The organism is Parageobacillus caldoxylosilyticus NBRC 107762 (assembly GCF_000632715.1).
Taxonomy (GTDB): domain Bacteria; phylum Bacillota; class Bacilli; order Bacillales; family Anoxybacillaceae; genus Saccharococcus; species Saccharococcus caldoxylosilyticus.
On record NZ_BAWO01000011.1, the window covers coordinates 97,502 to 112,290 of the forward strand.

Annotated in this window: 17 protein-coding genes; 2 read left to right on the forward strand and 15 right to left on the reverse strand. The window is 45.4% G+C overall.

The genetic code is table 11. The features are described from left to right. Positions 1-4 precede the first annotated feature (4 nt). The 12 genes from ccpA to GCA01S_RS04885 form a co-directional block, all read right to left on the reverse strand. On the reverse strand, positions 5-1,000 hold the full coding sequence (gene ccpA / locus GCA01S_RS04830; protein WP_017434935.1) for a catabolite control protein A: 996 nt from the start codon (positions 998-1,000) through the stop codon (positions 5-7). Between the two features lie 258 nt (positions 1,001-1,258). After that, positions 1,259-2,341 carry a bifunctional 3-deoxy-7-phosphoheptulonate synthase/chorismate mutase gene (locus GCA01S_RS04835; protein WP_017434934.1) on the reverse strand — a complete coding sequence of 361 codons (1,083 nt, stop codon included), beginning with the start codon at positions 2,339-2,341 and terminating at the stop codon, positions 1,259-1,261. A gap of 551 nt (positions 2,342-2,892) precedes the next feature. Then, a complete protein-coding gene (ytxJ, locus tag GCA01S_RS04840; protein WP_017434932.1) occupies positions 2,893-3,228 on the reverse strand; it encodes a bacillithiol system redox-active protein YtxJ in 336 nt (111 codons plus the stop codon). A gap of 5 nt (positions 3,229-3,233) precedes the next feature. Next, the gene (locus tag GCA01S_RS04845) at positions 3,234-3,629 is read right to left on the reverse strand and encodes a YtxH domain-containing protein (protein WP_017434931.1); all 396 of its coding nucleotides are present in this window, start codon (positions 3,627-3,629) and stop codon (positions 3,234-3,236) included. Further along, positions 3,616-4,065, reverse strand: a complete 450-nt coding sequence (locus tag GCA01S_RS04850; RefSeq protein ID WP_017434930.1) for a DUF948 domain-containing protein — start codon at positions 4,063-4,065, stop codon at positions 3,616-3,618. Before GCA01S_RS04850 ends, GCA01S_RS04845 begins: the two co-directional genes overlap by 14 nt. Positions 4,066-4,235: 170 nt before the next feature. Continuing rightward, positions 4,236-5,537 (reverse strand): UDP-N-acetylmuramate--L-alanine ligase, encoded by a 1,302-nt coding sequence (gene murC / locus GCA01S_RS04855; RefSeq protein ID WP_017434928.1) that lies wholly within the window; start codon positions 5,535-5,537, stop codon positions 4,236-4,238. 197 nt (positions 5,538-5,734) lie between these two features. Beyond that, positions 5,735-7,915 (reverse strand): DNA translocase FtsK, encoded by a 2,181-nt coding sequence (locus GCA01S_RS04860; protein ID WP_042407669.1) that lies wholly within the window; start codon positions 7,913-7,915, stop codon positions 5,735-5,737. A 73-nt stretch (positions 7,916-7,988) separates the two neighbouring features. Beyond that, complete coding sequence (ytpR, locus tag GCA01S_RS04865) at positions 7,989-8,597, reverse strand: YtpR family tRNA-binding protein (protein ID WP_042407670.1); 609 nt, start codon at positions 8,595-8,597, stop codon at positions 7,989-7,991. A 20-nt stretch (positions 8,598-8,617) separates the two neighbouring features. Further along, positions 8,618-9,418 (reverse strand): DUF1444 domain-containing protein, encoded by an 801-nt coding sequence (locus GCA01S_RS04870; protein ID WP_042407672.1) that lies wholly within the window; start codon positions 9,416-9,418, stop codon positions 8,618-8,620. 15 nt (positions 9,419-9,433) lie between these two features. Then, a complete protein-coding gene (locus tag GCA01S_RS04875) occupies positions 9,434-9,874 on the reverse strand; it encodes a thioredoxin family protein (protein WP_338117439.1) in 441 nt (146 codons plus the stop codon). Next, the gene (locus GCA01S_RS04880) at positions 9,789-10,307 is read right to left on the reverse strand and encodes a DUF84 family protein (RefSeq protein WP_042407675.1); all 519 of its coding nucleotides are present in this window, start codon (positions 10,305-10,307) and stop codon (positions 9,789-9,791) included. Before GCA01S_RS04880 ends, GCA01S_RS04875 begins: the two co-directional genes overlap by 86 nt. 61 nt (positions 10,308-10,368) lie before the next feature. Continuing rightward, the gene (locus tag GCA01S_RS04885) at positions 10,369-11,445 is read right to left on the reverse strand and encodes a M42 family metallopeptidase (protein ID WP_042407676.1); all 1,077 of its coding nucleotides are present in this window, start codon (positions 11,443-11,445) and stop codon (positions 10,369-10,371) included. Positions 11,446-11,574: 129 nt separating this feature from the next. On the opposite strand from GCA01S_RS04885, the gene GCA01S_RS04890 reads away from it, so the two are divergent. Next, positions 11,575-11,871 (forward strand): PepSY domain-containing protein, encoded by a 297-nt coding sequence (locus GCA01S_RS04890; RefSeq protein WP_042407688.1) that lies wholly within the window; start codon positions 11,575-11,577, stop codon positions 11,869-11,871. Positions 11,872-11,901: 30 nt separating this feature from the next. On the opposite strand, the gene GCA01S_RS04895 is transcribed toward GCA01S_RS04890, so the two are convergent. Next, the gene (locus GCA01S_RS04895) at positions 11,902-12,759 is read right to left on the reverse strand and encodes a YtnP family quorum-quenching lactonase (protein ID WP_042407691.1); all 858 of its coding nucleotides are present in this window, start codon (positions 12,757-12,759) and stop codon (positions 11,902-11,904) included. A 77-nt stretch (positions 12,760-12,836) separates the two neighbouring features. Further along, positions 12,837-13,493, reverse strand: a complete 657-nt coding sequence (gene trmB, locus GCA01S_RS04900; RefSeq protein WP_017434919.1) for a tRNA (guanosine(46)-N7)-methyltransferase TrmB — start codon at positions 13,491-13,493, stop codon at positions 12,837-12,839. A gap of 192 nt (positions 13,494-13,685) precedes the next feature. On the opposite strand from trmB, the gene GCA01S_RS04905 reads away from it, so the two are divergent. After that, positions 13,686-13,955 carry a YtzH-like family protein gene (locus tag GCA01S_RS04905; protein ID WP_042407693.1) on the forward strand — a complete coding sequence of 90 codons (270 nt, stop codon included), beginning with the start codon at positions 13,686-13,688 and terminating at the stop codon, positions 13,953-13,955. Here the strand turns inward: GCA01S_RS04905 and GCA01S_RS04910 are convergent. Then, complete coding sequence (locus GCA01S_RS04910; RefSeq protein WP_042407696.1) at positions 13,929-14,711, reverse strand: phosphotransferase family protein; 783 nt, start codon at positions 14,709-14,711, stop codon at positions 13,929-13,931. The genes GCA01S_RS04905 and GCA01S_RS04910 overlap by 27 nt on opposite strands. Positions 14,712-14,789 lie beyond the last annotated feature (78 nt).

A 14,789-nucleotide genomic window follows, 5' to 3' on the forward strand; every position in this document is an offset into this window, starting at 1 on the left:
TTCTTTATTTTGTGGATTCACGATATTCGATGCGATGCGGCAACACGACAATATGGTTTTCCACCTGTTCTTTGTTCATATATTTGGTCAATAACCGCATCGCTACTGCACCGATATCATACATCGGCTGCACTACCGTTGTTAAACGAGGGCGCACCATCGTCGCCAGCCGCGTATTGTCAAAACCAACTACCTCTAATTGATCAGGAACGCGCACGCCATGGTCTTGTGCGCTATGGATAATGCCAAGCGCCATCTCGTCGGTTCCGGCGAACACAGCGGTTGGCTTCTCCGCTAACTCGGCGATTTTTTCATACGCTTCAATGCCGGAATCATAAGAGTTATCGCCTTCAATTACAAGCTCTTCGTCATAGGCTATTCCATGCGTTTCTAGAGCGCGCCGGTATCCTGCCAGTTTCTTTTGGTTAATCGGATCATCCGTCGGTCCTGTCACATAGGCGACCCGTTTGTTACCTTTTTCTACAAGATAAGTAACCGCTTCAAAGGCAGCTTGTTCATAATCGATGTTCACTGATGGAATCGTATTGTTCGATTCAATCGTAGCCGCCAGCACGATTGGCACCGGCGATTTTTGAAATTCATTGACATGCTCTTCCGTAATCGTTCCGCCCATAAACAAAATGCCATCGACTTGTTTGGCCAACATCGTATTAAGCAAATGCAGCTCTTTTTCCTTATTTTGATCGGAGTTGCTTAAAATGATGTTGTATTTGTACATCGTTGCAATATCTTCGATGCCGCGCGCCAGTTCAGCAAAAAAGATGCTAGAAATATCAGGAATAATCACTCCGACTGTTGTCGTTTTTTTGCTGGCCAGCCCGCGCGCCACCGCATTTGGACGATAGCCTAAACGTTCGATCGCTTCCAATACCTTTTTTCTTGTGGATGGCTTTACGTTTGGGTTTCCGTTTACGACACGGGAAACCGTCGCCATCGATACGTTTGCTTCCCGTGCCACATCGTAAATCGTTACGTTCATTGGCTTCACTCCTCTTTTTTATAAATCAACATCCACATCGATTGGTATTTTCCCACCGTATGTAAAAATATCATACGATACATTATCGCTAAATCGCAACGAATTGGCAACTATTTTGCTACTGTGTTCACAAACAATTCATGAATGATACTATGTATATGTTACCCTCTGCCTGCTTTCTATTTTCATATGTAGCTCAATTTTTTCTGAAAGCAAAAAACTTCCCCCTCCGGCAGATTGCCGGAGGGGGGACCAATATTACGCTCTTACCATTTGCCGCTGGAACGCTCTTACCTCTTCCATAAATTCGTTAAATTGGGCAATATCCATTTGCTGCGCCGAGTCGGACAGCGCCACCGCCGGATCTGGATGCACTTCGGCCATCACCCCGTCGGCTCCGATCGCCAATGCAGCTTTAGCACAAGGGATGAGCAAGTCGCGGCGTCCCGTCGAATGTGTAACATCGACAAATACAGGCAAGTGGGTTTCTTTCTTCAAGATCGGCACCGCCGAAATGTCCAGCGTATTTCTTGTTGCCCGTTCATACGTGCGAATGCCGCGCTCACATAGGATAATTTGCCCGTTTCCTTGCGACATAATGTATTCCGCCGCATTAATGAACTCTTCGATGGTCGCTGCCAGCCCGCGTTTTAATAAAATCGGCTTATTCACTTGACCGGCCGCTTTTAACAGTTCAAAGTTTTGCATGTTGCGCGCGCCGATTTGAATGACATCAATATAGTCAAGCGCGATTTCGATATCGGCAGGGGTGACAATTTCGCTGATCACTGCCAAGTCAAACTCATCGGCAATACGTTTTAAAATTTTTAGTCCTTCGACGCCTAGCCCTTGGAAATCATATGGCGATGTTCTCGGTTTGTAGGCGCCGCCACGGAGCAGTTTTAGTCCTTGTTTTTTCACCGCTTCTGCAACCGCCGCAACTTGTTCATAGCTTTCCACCGCGCACGGTCCCATAACAAAATATTGTTTGCCGTCGCCGATTCTTTCTCCTTTTACCTCGACAATCGTGTTTTCCGGATGTTTTTTGCGCGATACAAGCAAGGCTTTACGGTGATCATCTTCTTGCAGTTCAAGGCCGGCTTTAAAAATTTCTTTAAAAATATGCTGCAGCGTTGATGTTTCAAACGGTCCGTCGTTATGCTCGGAAATTAAATCAAGCATCTTCCGTTCACGCACAGGATCGTAGCGATAGGTCCCTTGCGTTTCCTTGATTTTTCCAATCTCTTGAACAAGTCTCCCGCGTTCATTAATTAATTTTAAAATTTGTAAGTTAATCTCATCTACCTTTGCCCGTAGCTCATCTAATCTCTCATTGCTCATGCTTTCTCATCCTTTCGTCAAATGTAGTACAGTTTTTGTAATTAGTCATTATTATAATAGATAGAGGAGCAATTGTCACCAAAAATCGCTTTATTTATTAAACGCTTTTAAGCAATAAAGCATTTTATGAGAAACGCTGTAGGAACGTGAAAGCGACCGGGGAATGGATGTCCAATCGCGCGGAAACACATGAAAAAAGACATGAACATCCTTAAGAAAATGTGAGGAGGTCCATGTCCTTTTTATTATTCGCATCCGGTTCATTAAATGTACATGCATGTAAATCAATGCTCCACCGAAAATAATAACAAATGCGAAAGAATACAAACGCCGCAATCGCTGCTGCCGAACCAGTAACTTTCCTCAATAAAAGAAGCATTTTTCGTTGATGTTACTACAGTTCTTTCCAATCTCCCAACATTCCAGGAAATGAAAGGAACAACATGGCGATGCCAACCACTATTAACGATATTCCTAACTCCACCATCGCTCTTTCCTTTTCGTTTACCGAAAACTACTATAAAGCAGGCATCCCGCCATGGAATGCCTGCTTATGATGCTTGAATTACTTGTTCTTTCAATGCATCATACGTAATATTCCAGTGTGATGTGTGCCATACGACAGTTCCATTTTCAAACAATAGCGCTTGTGGCGATTCGTGTTTGACGCCAAACGTTTCGGCAATATAGTTCGAAAGTGGGCGCGCTTCTTGCACATACAAATAATAGGTATCCACTTCTGGATGATTGGAAACAAACTTCTCATATTCCCGAAACGCCGCCTGGCTGATTGGACAGGTGAGGCTATGCTTGATGAATAGAAACCGTTTCCCCGCTTTCATCACTTTTTCGAATTGCTCAATCGTCTCCAGTTTCTCCATTCCCATGGCCATCACTCCGCATCGTTTTGTTTTTGCATTTTTTGTTCGGCATCATTAAAGGCTTCCTCTGCCTCTTTCAGCAGCTTCTCGATATTTTCTTTATCCTTTTCACTTGCCGATGGCGGAATTGGAATTGACGGTGCTTCCGTCGTCGTTTCTGCGGTTGTCGAAGACATCTTTTCGTCCGTTTTTCCAAGCGGAATAAATTTTGTTACCTCTTTGGTTTTTTCTTTTGCTACTTCGAGCCACTCCGTCGCCGTCGTTTTCACCGGCTCCAGTTTTCCTGTTTCATTCATTTCCGCAAGCCATTGCTTTCCTTTTTCACTTGTTAAAAACATCGCCGTCATCGCACCGGCAATCCCGCCGACAATTGCACCTAACCAAAATCCTCCATTATTTTTTGCCATCCAGTACAACCTCCTTCGTCTTTTTTTGTTTCCTTTCTCTCCATTTTTCCCATATTTCGATAAAAGCATTTCCCCACTGCATAACTTTTACCATTTTTTCGCGATGGGTTTCTACTTTCGTCGTCACCGCGGACGAAAATTGCCGCAGGGAACGGTTGAACGACTGGACGGTGGCACCGACATCACTGACGGCATGGACGAGCGAATTCAATCCCTCTACTTTTTTCTGCACATCATCAGCAAGTGCGTTCGTTTTCTTCAAAAGCTGCGTTGTCTCCGTCGTAATGCCCTGCACTTCCTTGTCTAAATGGTCGATGGTTGCCGTCAAACGGCGGATTGTTTCTTGCAATACCGTCAATGTTCTGGCAATATAAATGACTAATATGAAAAAAGAGACGGCAATAAGCGCGATGCTGGCGTATAAAATAATTTTCACCAAACTTCCTCCTTGCTAGTTTCGCTTTATCTCCCTACATCTGCATTCTTTTCAAACGTTCGACGCTAATGCGGTAAATTCCTGCAAATTCGACATCAATGTGGACAAAAAACGAGCCGGCCGATAGAATGCCTAGCTCGCTTGTTCTTTTTCCAGTCATCCTTGCCATATTATAAATGAACCGTGCGCTCATACGCTTCCTGAAACTTTTGAATATCGCCCGCACCCATAAAAATAAGTACAGCGTTGGCATGTTGCTTTAATACGGATGTATCATCCTCTTGAAGGAGGCGGGAGTTTGGAATTTGCGCCTGCAAGTCGTGAATCGACAGTTTGCCGTGATGCTCACGCGCTGAGCCGAATATGTCGCATAAATACACTTGATCGGCCCGTTGCAAGCTTTCGGCAAACTCTCGCAAAAACGCTTGCGTCCGCGTGTACGTATGCGGTTGAAAAATCGCCACGATTTCGCGACCTGGATATTTTTGTCTTGCCGCCTCAATCGTTGCAATAATTTCCCGCGGGTGATGGGCGTAGTCATCGATTAAAATTTGGTCGCCAAACACCTTTTCAGTAAAACGCCGCTTTACTCCTTGAAACGTTTTTAGCTTTTCTTGAATAATGCGGACGTCTATCTCTTCATAATGGCAAAGGGCAATGACGGCAAGCGCGTTTAAGACGTTATGGTCGCCAAAACGCGGAATTTCGAACGAAGCAAAAAACGTATTGCGGACAAACACGTCAAACGATGTACCTTCTGTCGTTTTCACCACGTTACGCGCTTGGAAATCATTATCATCGCCAAATCCGTAAAACAGAACAGGCACTTTCGCTTGGATTTTTTGTAAGTATTCATCATCCCCACAGGCGATAATTCCTTTTTTTACTTGCAGGGCCATTTCTTGAAACGCTGAAAATACATCGTCGATATTGGCAAAATAGTCGGGATGATCAAAATCAATGTTTGTCATAATTGCATAATCTGGAAAGTAGGATAAGAAATGGCGGCGATATTCGCACGCCTCAAATACAAAATATTTGCTTCCTTCTATCCCTTTTCCCGTTCCATCCCCAATTAAATACGACGTTGGATGCGCACCTTGCATCACATGGGCAAGTAAACCGGTCGTTGTTGTTTTTCCGTGTGAACCGGTAACTGCAACGCTGGTAAACTTGCGAATAAATTCTCCTAAAAAACGATGGTACCGGATGACAGGCACCCCTAATTCATGCGCAGCTTGTATTTCCTCATGTGTATCCGGAAAGGCGTTGCCTGCAATCACCGTATAGCCTGGCTTAATATTTTCCTTGCTAAAGGGCAAAATAGGAATTCCCCGCTCCTCTAATGCTTTTTGCGTAAAAAAGCGCTTCTCAACATCCGAACCTTGTACCGTATAATTCATATCGTGAAGAATTTGCGCCAACGCGCTCATTCCCGTTCCTTTAATGCCAACAAAATGATAAACTGTCATCGCTAAGCCCTCCAACAATCGTCTATCTGTAAGACAGTATATGATATTCATCTAGTTTTGCCATTTATTTCATTTTACGATATGCATGCTCACATTACACCATTATAACATGGCCCGTTCCTAAAAACTATCGCGTATCGGAAGCGAGGCGAAACTTTCCTTCTATATTGTACACAATAGGATCAATCCATTAATGATCATATCATACTATTTTCTTGCCAATTCGCCAATTCGTCTTCACTAATTAACACCTCTCGCGGTTTGCTGCCGCGCGCTTCGGAAATAATGCCTTGCTGCTCCATCATTTCAATTAAACGGGCGGCGCGGTTGTAGCCGATGCGGAAATGCCGCTGCAAACTGGACGTGGAAGCTCCACCTTGCTGAACGACAAATTGGCATGCTTCATAAAAAAGTTCGTCTTCTTCCTGTCCGATCGCCGTCTTTTTTACAAAATCGTCCTGTTGAAACAAATAGGAAGGCCCCATCTGCGCTTTTACATGGGCGACGACCCGTTCAATTTCCTCATCTGATACGAAACTTCCTTGCAGCCGAACTGCTTTGGATGAGCCGTTTTCCAAAAACAGCATATCGCCGCGCCCAAGCAATTTTTCCGCGCCGTTTGTGTCAATAATCGTACGCGAATCCACTTGCGAAGAAACAGAAAAAGCGATTCGCGTCGGAATATTTGCTTTAATTAAACCAGTAATCACATCGACGGACGGACGCTGGGTGGCGACGATTAAATGAATGCCGCACGCCCTTGCTTTTTGAGCGAGGCGGCAAATCGCCTCCTCGACATCAGCCGGGGCCACCATCATTAAATCAGCCAGTTCATCGATGATAATGACGATATACGGAAGATGGTGCTCTAGGCTGCCTTTTTGTTTCACGAGCTCGTTGTATTTTTCAATATCCCTGACGCCTGCATGAGCAAACAGCTCATAGCGCCGCTCCATTTCTTCCACTGCCCATTTTAATGCTCCTGTCGCCGCTTTGGCATCGGTAATGACCGGGCTGACAAGATGTGGAATGCCGTTATACGGGGCAAGCTCGACCATTTTCGGATCAATCAGCAGCAATTTCACTTCATGTGGGACGGCTTTGTACAGCAAACTGACAATGATCGCATTGATGCACACACTTTTCCCTGAACCGGTCGCTCCGGCAATTAATCCGTGCGGCATCTTTTTTAAATCGGTGACTGCCGGCGCCCCTGATATATCGAGTCCAAGCGCAACCGTCAGCGGCGATGGATTATTGCGGAACGCCCCGCTTTCTAAAATCTCGCGAATCAGAACGGGACGGCTTTTTACGTTTGGAACTTCAATGCCGATCGTACGCTTTCCCGGAATTGGCGCTTCGATGCGAATATCTTTTGCCGCCAAGTTCAATTTAATATCATCGGCTAAATTTGTAATTTTGCTCACTTTCACTCCTAAATCGGGCTGCACTTCAAAGCGCGTCACCGTCGGCCCTTGTGTCGTATTGACGACTTTCGCGCCGATATGAAAACTGGCAAACGTCCGGTTCAGCCGCTCACATTGCTCGCGAATCCATTGCTCATCGCTTTCGTGGCGCTGTTGTGGACTCTCTAGCAACGATAAAGACGGAAACTGATATCCGCTGCTAACAGATTTCCTTTTTTCTTCCCGCTTTTTCCGGTCTTGCTTTAGCATGATGACATTGTAAGGAATGCGGGAACGCGACGGAGAAGGTCGCTGTTTTGTTTCATCGCCGTGTTTTGGCTCAGTTTCTTCCTCTGCCTTTTTAGGCTGCTCTGCTTCTTGGATAGAAGCCTCTTTTTCCCCATCTATCGTTTCTTGTTGTTCGTCGCCGCTGTTTGGCAAATCCGTTTCTTCTTTCTCTTCTTGAACCGCACCAGCGCTTATCTCCTTTTCATTGTTTAAGCATTCCGGCGACAGCAAATGCTCACCTGTTTCCGCTTTTTCCGATACAGATGAATCTACTAGATCCATCGCATCATCTTTGGAATGAGATGGCAGCTCCCATTCAACGACAGGATCGTTCTTTTTCGCTGTTTTTCTATTATACCCATAAACAGGCGACAACACCTCGGAAGGACGGAATGGTTTTTTGTCATTGTCCTGCTCGCTTTGGTCGTATTTCGGTACATTGCGGCGGCGCGAAACAGCTTGACCGTTTTCCTCATATTCCTGCTCAAATGATGAAAAACATCGTCTTGCTGGTCGCTCATCCGGAATAAGCGGAAAACGAAAGTTTCCTTTTGGGTATTGATACACTACTTTCGCATTCAGTTGTGAAGCCGCCGGCCGGTCACGGTGCTGCTGACCGGAGGAAGCTGTTGGTTCTTCGTCTGAATCCAGCCAGTAGCGGATCATCCGTTTAAGCCATTTCATTGTTAAATCACTCTTTCTGTTCCATTCGTTTTCGGAAAAAAAGTCACTAGAAACCAGTCTAGTGACTATCGTATTATTGCCAAGTAAATGGTTGTCCTACTTCGTACTCATCGGATAATACTAAAATGCCTTTTTCTTGTGGAGCGTTTGGCAATTCCAATTCCCTCGCCGAACAAATCATTCCGTATGACGGGACTCCGCGCAATTCCGTTTCCTGAATGATCAGCCCGCTCGGCATGACGGCGCCGATTTTGGCGACCACAACTTTTTGCCCTTCTGCCACATTTGGCGCCCCGCATACAATTTGCAATACTTCTGTTCCGACATCCACTTGGCATACACTCAGTTTATCGGCATTTGGATGTTTCTTTTTCTCTTTGACATAACCGACGACAAACTTTGGCGAAAGATCGGCTTCGATCGTTTCGTCCCATCCATTTTTTTTCAATATCTCGTTAATGACAGCAACAAGCTCTTCATTCAGCTCCAACAAGCCGTTGCCGGCAAAAGGATGATAGGTGGAAGCCCGGAAGATATTATAGCCTGCCGTTTCTCCCGTTTGTTCATCAAAGATGCGGACAACATCACCCTTTTTTTCAAACGCCCTCTGCTCCGGCTGAGTCGGTTTTACAGAAACAAGCAATACATCGCCAACACCTTCTCGATTGTAAAATACATTCACTGTAAGCCACCCTCTTTCTATTATTTTTTGCGATAATTTTTCCCTAAAATAAAAATCGGCTCTAATTTTCCTTCTTCATATAGAAATGATAATGCAGTAATCGGCACTCGCCCGTTGGCAAAAAAGCTCATCGTCATTTGCGCCAGCACATCATATCCGACTTCATTTTGCAAATCGGCAATAATGAGCACATCTTGATGAGGCACAGCGAGCACCATTGTTCCTGTAATTTTCTTGCTCATTTTCGCCAAAAAAGCATCATTCAAAATCCGGCTTGCGTCATAGCCGTCATTGGTATTTACAAAATAAAACGTGTTTCCGGCAACTTTGTCTTCTTTGACGCTTACATCGAGCGAACGAACGTTAAAACGGGCGATTTGTTTTATTTGTTCCTTGTCCCATTGTTCCTGTTCCACCATCTTTTCATCAATGAGACGATACGTATTGCCTAAATCGAGCGCATAATAAATGCGCGTTTCCGCCGTATGGTCGTCATAAAGAAGGGAAATTCCTTCTTTCGTTTTCGTCGGAAACGAGGTGGAACGAATCACCGGATAAATATCTTTTTCTTTGCCGGAAAGCGAATGCTCCTCATGCATCGTATTTAACGTTTGTTCTACATAATATACCATTTCGTTAATCGCTTCCTCTTTTTGTTCGTGCCATTTCGCAATGACGCCGGGAAGCGAAATGGTGACTCCTTTTTTCGTTTCTTTTGCTTCAATGCGGAGCGTATCGTTTTTCCGGTCCAATTGGAAAACCCAATCGTGATGATGGGCAAGCCGTTTTTTGATTTCCTCATACATTTGTTTGCTGTCCATCGCTGCGCCCCCTAGCTATGACAGGCTGCGGATAAACTGCTCGACTTCCTCTTTCGTTTTGCGGTCTTTGCTGACAAATCTGCCGAGTTCTTTTCCATGGTCATAGGCAATAAAGCTTGGAATACCAAATACATTTTCTTGCTGGCATACTTCGAGCAATTGGTCACGATCGACATAATAAAACTCATAATCGGAAAACGTTTTTTCGATTTCCGGTAGAAACGGCTGAATAAAGCGGCAATCCGGACACCAATCCGCCGAAAATACAAAAATCGCTTTCGCTGTATTTTTCACCTTTTCATATTGTGTTGCTGTTTCAATGGTTTTCATCCGTGAAACCCCCTTCTGTACCCTTTTATCATATCGCGAATCAGCGGTTTTGACAAAAAAATTCATATTGGCCGGCAAGAAGCTGGACAATGTGGCGAAACATGCTGGCTCTGTCGACATGGCCATTCGTAAACACGCCGATGGCTCCTTCCTGATGGCGAATGTTGCATTTTCCTGTATATTCCGCCATGACGTCGCCAAGCTCTCTGCCGCTGCGAATTCCTTCTGCCACTTCGGCAGGGAGGAGAATGCGTGCCCCGCTGGCGGCAATGACTGCACCGTCCCGGTCGACAAGCGCTCCCCAATTGCACAGCCATAGCTCTCCATCGATCTCCATTACACCGCCCTCCAACCCGATGCCGATATCGGCCTGCTCTTTTTCGAGCGCATGTTTGGCGCGATTGATCGCACCTTGACGCGTTTCCTCATCGGAAAGCGGTTGGGCGGAAACACCCGATGGCACATTCGTTGGGATGAGCGTATAACGATCTGGACCAAAAACTTCTCGAACCGCTGCTACTTTCGCTTGATTGGTTGTGCCGATTGCAATGGCTTGCAACGCATTTCACTCCTTTGCACGGAAAAAGAGAAGTCTTGTCGCGCAAGACTTCTCACCATGTTTAGCTATTTTTCTTAATCGCATTCACCGTTGCCCGATCGCAGCGCTTGACCAGTTCGACCAGCAGTTTTTTTGCGGCTGCATAGTCATCCACATGAATAATGGACGCATGTGTATGAATATAGCGGGAACAAATGCCGATAACAGCCGATGGCACGCCGCTGTTTGCGATATGTACGCGTCCGGCGTCCGTTCCGCCTCCTGGTGAAACGAAAAATTGATATGGAATGCCATGTGTTTCTGCCGTATCTAGCACAAATTCGCGCATGCCGCGATGGGTGACCATCGAGCGGTCATAAATGCGGACAAGCGCCCCTTTGCCAAGGTGGCCAAATCCCTTTTCATCACCCGTCATATCGTTGGCAGGGCTTGCATCCAGCGCAAAAAAGATATCTGGCTGAATCATTGCCGCTGCCGTCTGCGCCCCGCGAAGTCCGACTTCTTCCTGAACCGTAGCCCCGGAGTATAATACGTTTGGCAGCTTCTCGTTTTTTAGCTCTTTCAGCAATTCAATGGCCAGCCCGCATCCGTAGCGGTTGTCCCACGCTTTGGCCAAAATTTTTTTTGGATTGGCCATTGGGGTGAAAGGACAAATCGGCACGATTTGCTGTCCTGGTTTAATGCCCATTTTTTTCGCGTCTTCGCGATCGTCGGCGCCGACGTCAATCAGCATGTTTTTGATCTCCATCGGTTTGTTGCGCTGTTCTTCGTTTAGCAAATGCGGCGGAATCGAACTGATGACACCGATGACCGGGCCGTGGTCGGTAATAATTTGTACACGCTGCGCCAATAATACTTGATTCCACCAGCCGCCGAGCGGTTGAAAGCGGATCATGCCATTATCGGTAATGGCGGTGACCATAAATCCGACTTCATCCATATGCCCCGCCACCATCACGGTAGGGCCGTTTTCATCGCCGCGCTTAACGCCAAAAATGCTGCCAAGCCGGTCCTGCACCACTTCATCAGCGTATTTTTCCAGTTCCTTCCTCATAAAGTGGCGCACGGCATGTTCATTTCCCGACGCTCCCGGCAATTCCGTTAGTGTTTGAAACAATTGAAGTGTCTCCACATTCATCTCCACTAACCCCTTTTTCTTCTTGATTTTATTGTAGCGAATCGTGAAATGGTTTTCCACTTTTCTTACATTTTCCGCCAAAATACGATATACTAAACGGTATCAAATGCACAGAGGAGGTTTTACGTCATGAGTTGGAAAAAGTTTATCACCGGCGCCGCTCTTGGATTTGCCGCCGCCTACGCCATCAAGGCACAATTGGACCGGCAGATGATTTCTGCAAAAAAAGCACTTTCTTTAGCAAAGGCGGCATTTGGGCAATCTGCGCCGATCAGCGGCTCCTGGATTCAAATCACACCAGAAACGTACGAAAAAAACAACATCCGCTATACTATTTATAAAGGCGGTATTTGCCGCGATGGCGCGCAGTATGAATTTGTCATCGACGCCTATACAGGAACGATGATCGACGTAAAACAGCTGTAGATGAGCGGATGCTTTTGGCAAGGCATCCGCCTACACAAGCCTTACGGACCGGTTACGCTTTACATGTTCGACGATGTTCCCGTTTTCATCCCATTTTAAGGCGCGATAGTACGCATCATGATAAAACGTAAACCAAGCCTGCTTTTCAATAGCATATGGAATCCATTTTTGTTTGGCAAAAATAGATGTCATCGGATAATCGTCGTATGCCATCACCCATAGTACGTTTTGGTGGGCGTGTGTCCCTAACAAATCAGCCATATGAATTGCCATTTCCCCGTCCGACTCCATCACGATAATCGAATGTCCGTCGCTATGCCCGCCTGTATGTATCATTTTGACGCCACCAACGACTTCCTTTTCTTTTTCAAACGGAACAACTTGCTCGGCAATCGGCTCCCAGTTTTCCTTCCAATATGTATTGCGTGAGCGGATGTTTGGCTGTCTCATTTCATCCCATTCTACTTGCGACGTAATAATTTGCGCGCGCGGAAACGTCGAAACGAGCCGGTCTCCTTCCCATTTGGTCAAACCGCATGCGTGGTCAAAATGCATGTGCGTCATCATCACGATATCAATATCATCGGTTGTTAAACCGAGCTGGTCAAGTGATTGCTCGAGCGATGATTCTTCCGTAACGCCGAAATTGCGCTTTTGTTTATCCGACAATTTGCCATTGCCGATGCCGGACTCAATCAGCATATTTTTTCCATCCGCCTGCACAAGAATAGGATCGGTGCGCAATTCAATTTGATTGTTGTCGTTGCACGGATATTTTTTCGACCAAAGTGGCTTGGGAACGACCCCGAACATCGCGCCGCCATCTAAATGAGTTACCCCTCCGTTTAACCATGTCAATGTGATTTTTCCTACTTTTAATTGCTCCATTTCCCATCACCTCACCATTTAGTGTAACACTTCCGCAAATATTTCGAAAACAAAAAATAAAAGGCTTAGACAGCCTTTTACGCAAAGCGATGTTTCGGCGGATATTTTGCCTCACACCGATAAATCCGGTTCCCTTTTGCCGCAAATTTTTCCTCGTATTCGGTCATCACATTTCCGGCAAAATCGCTATGATGTAAATCTAAACTGACATACGTCAGCACTAAGCCGTATTGGGAAAAGCTTACAAGCGAATATTCAAAAAAGCCTTGATTGTCCGTTTTTAAATGAATTTCGCCCTCGTCCACCAATACTTTTTCATACAGTTCCAAAAAAGCCCGATAAGTCAGGCGTCGTTTCTCATGCCGTTTTTTCGGCCACGGATCGGAAAAGTTTAAATAAATGCGCTCGATTTCCCCTTCGGCAAAAAAATTGGTCAGATCTTTCGCATTGACATTTAATAACCGTACATTCGGCAGTTCATTTTCAATGAGTTTATCGAGTGCGGAGACAAGCACGCTCGGATATAGTTCAATGCCGATGTAATTAATATGGGGATGTAATTTGGCCATTTCAGTGATAAACTTCCCTTTGCCAGTACCAATTTCAATATGGATGGGATGATCATTTCCAAATACTTCTTTCCATCTTCCTTTATATTGTTCTGGATGAGGAATCACATAATGTGGATAAGAAGCAATTTTTTCTTTGGCCCATGGTTTGTTACGTAGACGCATACTGACACCTCTGTTTTTTGTTCATCGTTGTCAACAATACCACGAATACACATTCCTATGCAAGTCAATAATCGGAAAGCATAAAAAAACACAGCCGCACATACGACTGCAAAAGGTGGCAATCATAAACTCTGCTGTATAAGTGCATATTATAAAATGTACCGCATATTTTTTAAAGGATGGTGGTACCAATTGCCACTAGATCATCATCATCAAATCACCATATTAAAAGACATTTTATCGGAACACCAAGCCGACTGCTGCGGCACCGTTTCCGAATGCGAACAAATTGAGCGGCTTGTCAAATCATTGCTGGGAAATGAACAAGTGCATCCGCAAGTCAAAAGCATCCTTCCCGATATCTACGCATATGGGCAGAACGGGAAATACAGCGCTGATTTAAACTCGCACATTTTATCCCACCAGCAGCAATTATCAAACTGGGTCAACCAGCTTACGTAGGAAATGCAGCGATTGTTGCATTTCCTTTTTTGCATTTTTTTTCTTTTGCCATACAAGCGAATAAAGCGTTTGCGCGATCGTATACCATTTCATGCGCAGACGTAGGCTGTCGGTTAGTTCCAACCCGTAAAGTTCCAGCCATTCTTCCCATTTTTCTTCCGGAATATAGGAGTAAAGAAGCATGCCTATATCAATGGCGGGATCGGCAATCATTGCACCGTCCCAATCAATTAAATACAGTTTGCCGTCTTCAGCAAGCAACCAATTGTTATGGTTAATATCGCAGTGACAGACAACATGCTCATCACATTGCAAGGAAGATAGGTGCTGTTCGAGCCAGTGGAACGCTTGATCGATGAATGGACTGGCCAACGCATAACGAGCAAAGGATCCTTTGAGTGTTTGCAACATCATTTCTGGCCGCAACGGAGTTTTGCCGAGCCGCTTCAGCATGATCACTAATTCTTTGGAACGGTGAATTTTGCTCAGTAAACTCGCCACTTGTTCACTTCCCATCTCATGCGGCTTTAATTCTCTCCCGTTCAGCCACTGTTGAGCGGTAAATACATCCCCATTTTCCAATCGTTTCGTCCAAACTAATTTCGGGACGATTCCCTCCGCTGACAAAACCGCAAGAAATGGGGAAGAATTCCGTTTTAAAAACAACTTTCTCCCTTCATATTCCGCAAAATATGCATCTCCTGTTGCACCGCCAGCCGGAGTGATGTCCCACTCCTTCCCTAGTAACTGTTCCAAAGCATGTTCACCTTCGACTTAAAAAAATAAGAGACAGCGATCACCTGATTCCGTATTTCAGACAATAGCTGTCCTACT

Excerpts from the sequence above, each read along its gene's own strand:
- GCA01S_RS04875 (WP_338117439.1), bottom strand. The coding sequence starts at position 9,874 with ATGGCCATGTCGACAGAGCCAGCATGTTTCGCCACATTGTCCAGCTTC.
- trmB (WP_017434919.1), bottom strand. The coding sequence starts at position 13,493 with ATGCGTCTACGTAACAAACCATGGGCCAAAGAAAAAATTGCTTCTTAT.
- GCA01S_RS04895 (WP_042407691.1), bottom strand. The coding sequence starts at position 12,759 with ATGGAGCAATTAAAAGTAGGAAAAATCACATTGACATGGTTAAACGGA.
- GCA01S_RS04870 (WP_042407672.1), bottom strand. The coding sequence starts at position 9,418 with ATGGACAGCAAACAAATGTATGAGGAAATCAAAAAACGGCTTGCCCAT.
- ytxJ (WP_017434932.1), bottom strand. The coding sequence starts at position 3,228 with ATGGGAATGGAGAAACTGGAGACGATTGAGCAATTCGAAAAAGTGATG.
- GCA01S_RS04885 (WP_042407676.1), bottom strand. The coding sequence starts at position 11,445 with ATGAATGTGGAGACACTTCAATTGTTTCAAACACTAACGGAATTGCCG.
- GCA01S_RS04890 (WP_042407688.1), top strand. The coding sequence starts at position 11,575 with ATGAGTTGGAAAAAGTTTATCACCGGCGCCGCTCTTGGATTTGCCGCC.
- ccpA (WP_017434935.1), bottom strand. The coding sequence starts at position 1,000 with ATGAACGTAACGATTTACGATGTGGCACGGGAAGCAAACGTATCGATG.
- murC (WP_017434928.1), bottom strand. The coding sequence starts at position 5,537 with ATGACAGTTTATCATTTTGTTGGCATTAAAGGAACGGGAATGAGCGCG.
- GCA01S_RS04860 (WP_042407669.1), bottom strand. The coding sequence starts at position 7,915 with ATGAAATGGCTTAAACGGATGATCCGCTACTGGCTGGATTCAGACGAA.
- GCA01S_RS04845 (WP_017434931.1), bottom strand. The coding sequence starts at position 3,629 with ATGGCAAAAAATAATGGAGGATTTTGGTTAGGTGCAATTGTCGGCGGG.
- GCA01S_RS04835 (WP_017434934.1), bottom strand. The coding sequence starts at position 2,341 with ATGAGCAATGAGAGATTAGATGAGCTACGGGCAAAGGTAGATGAGATT.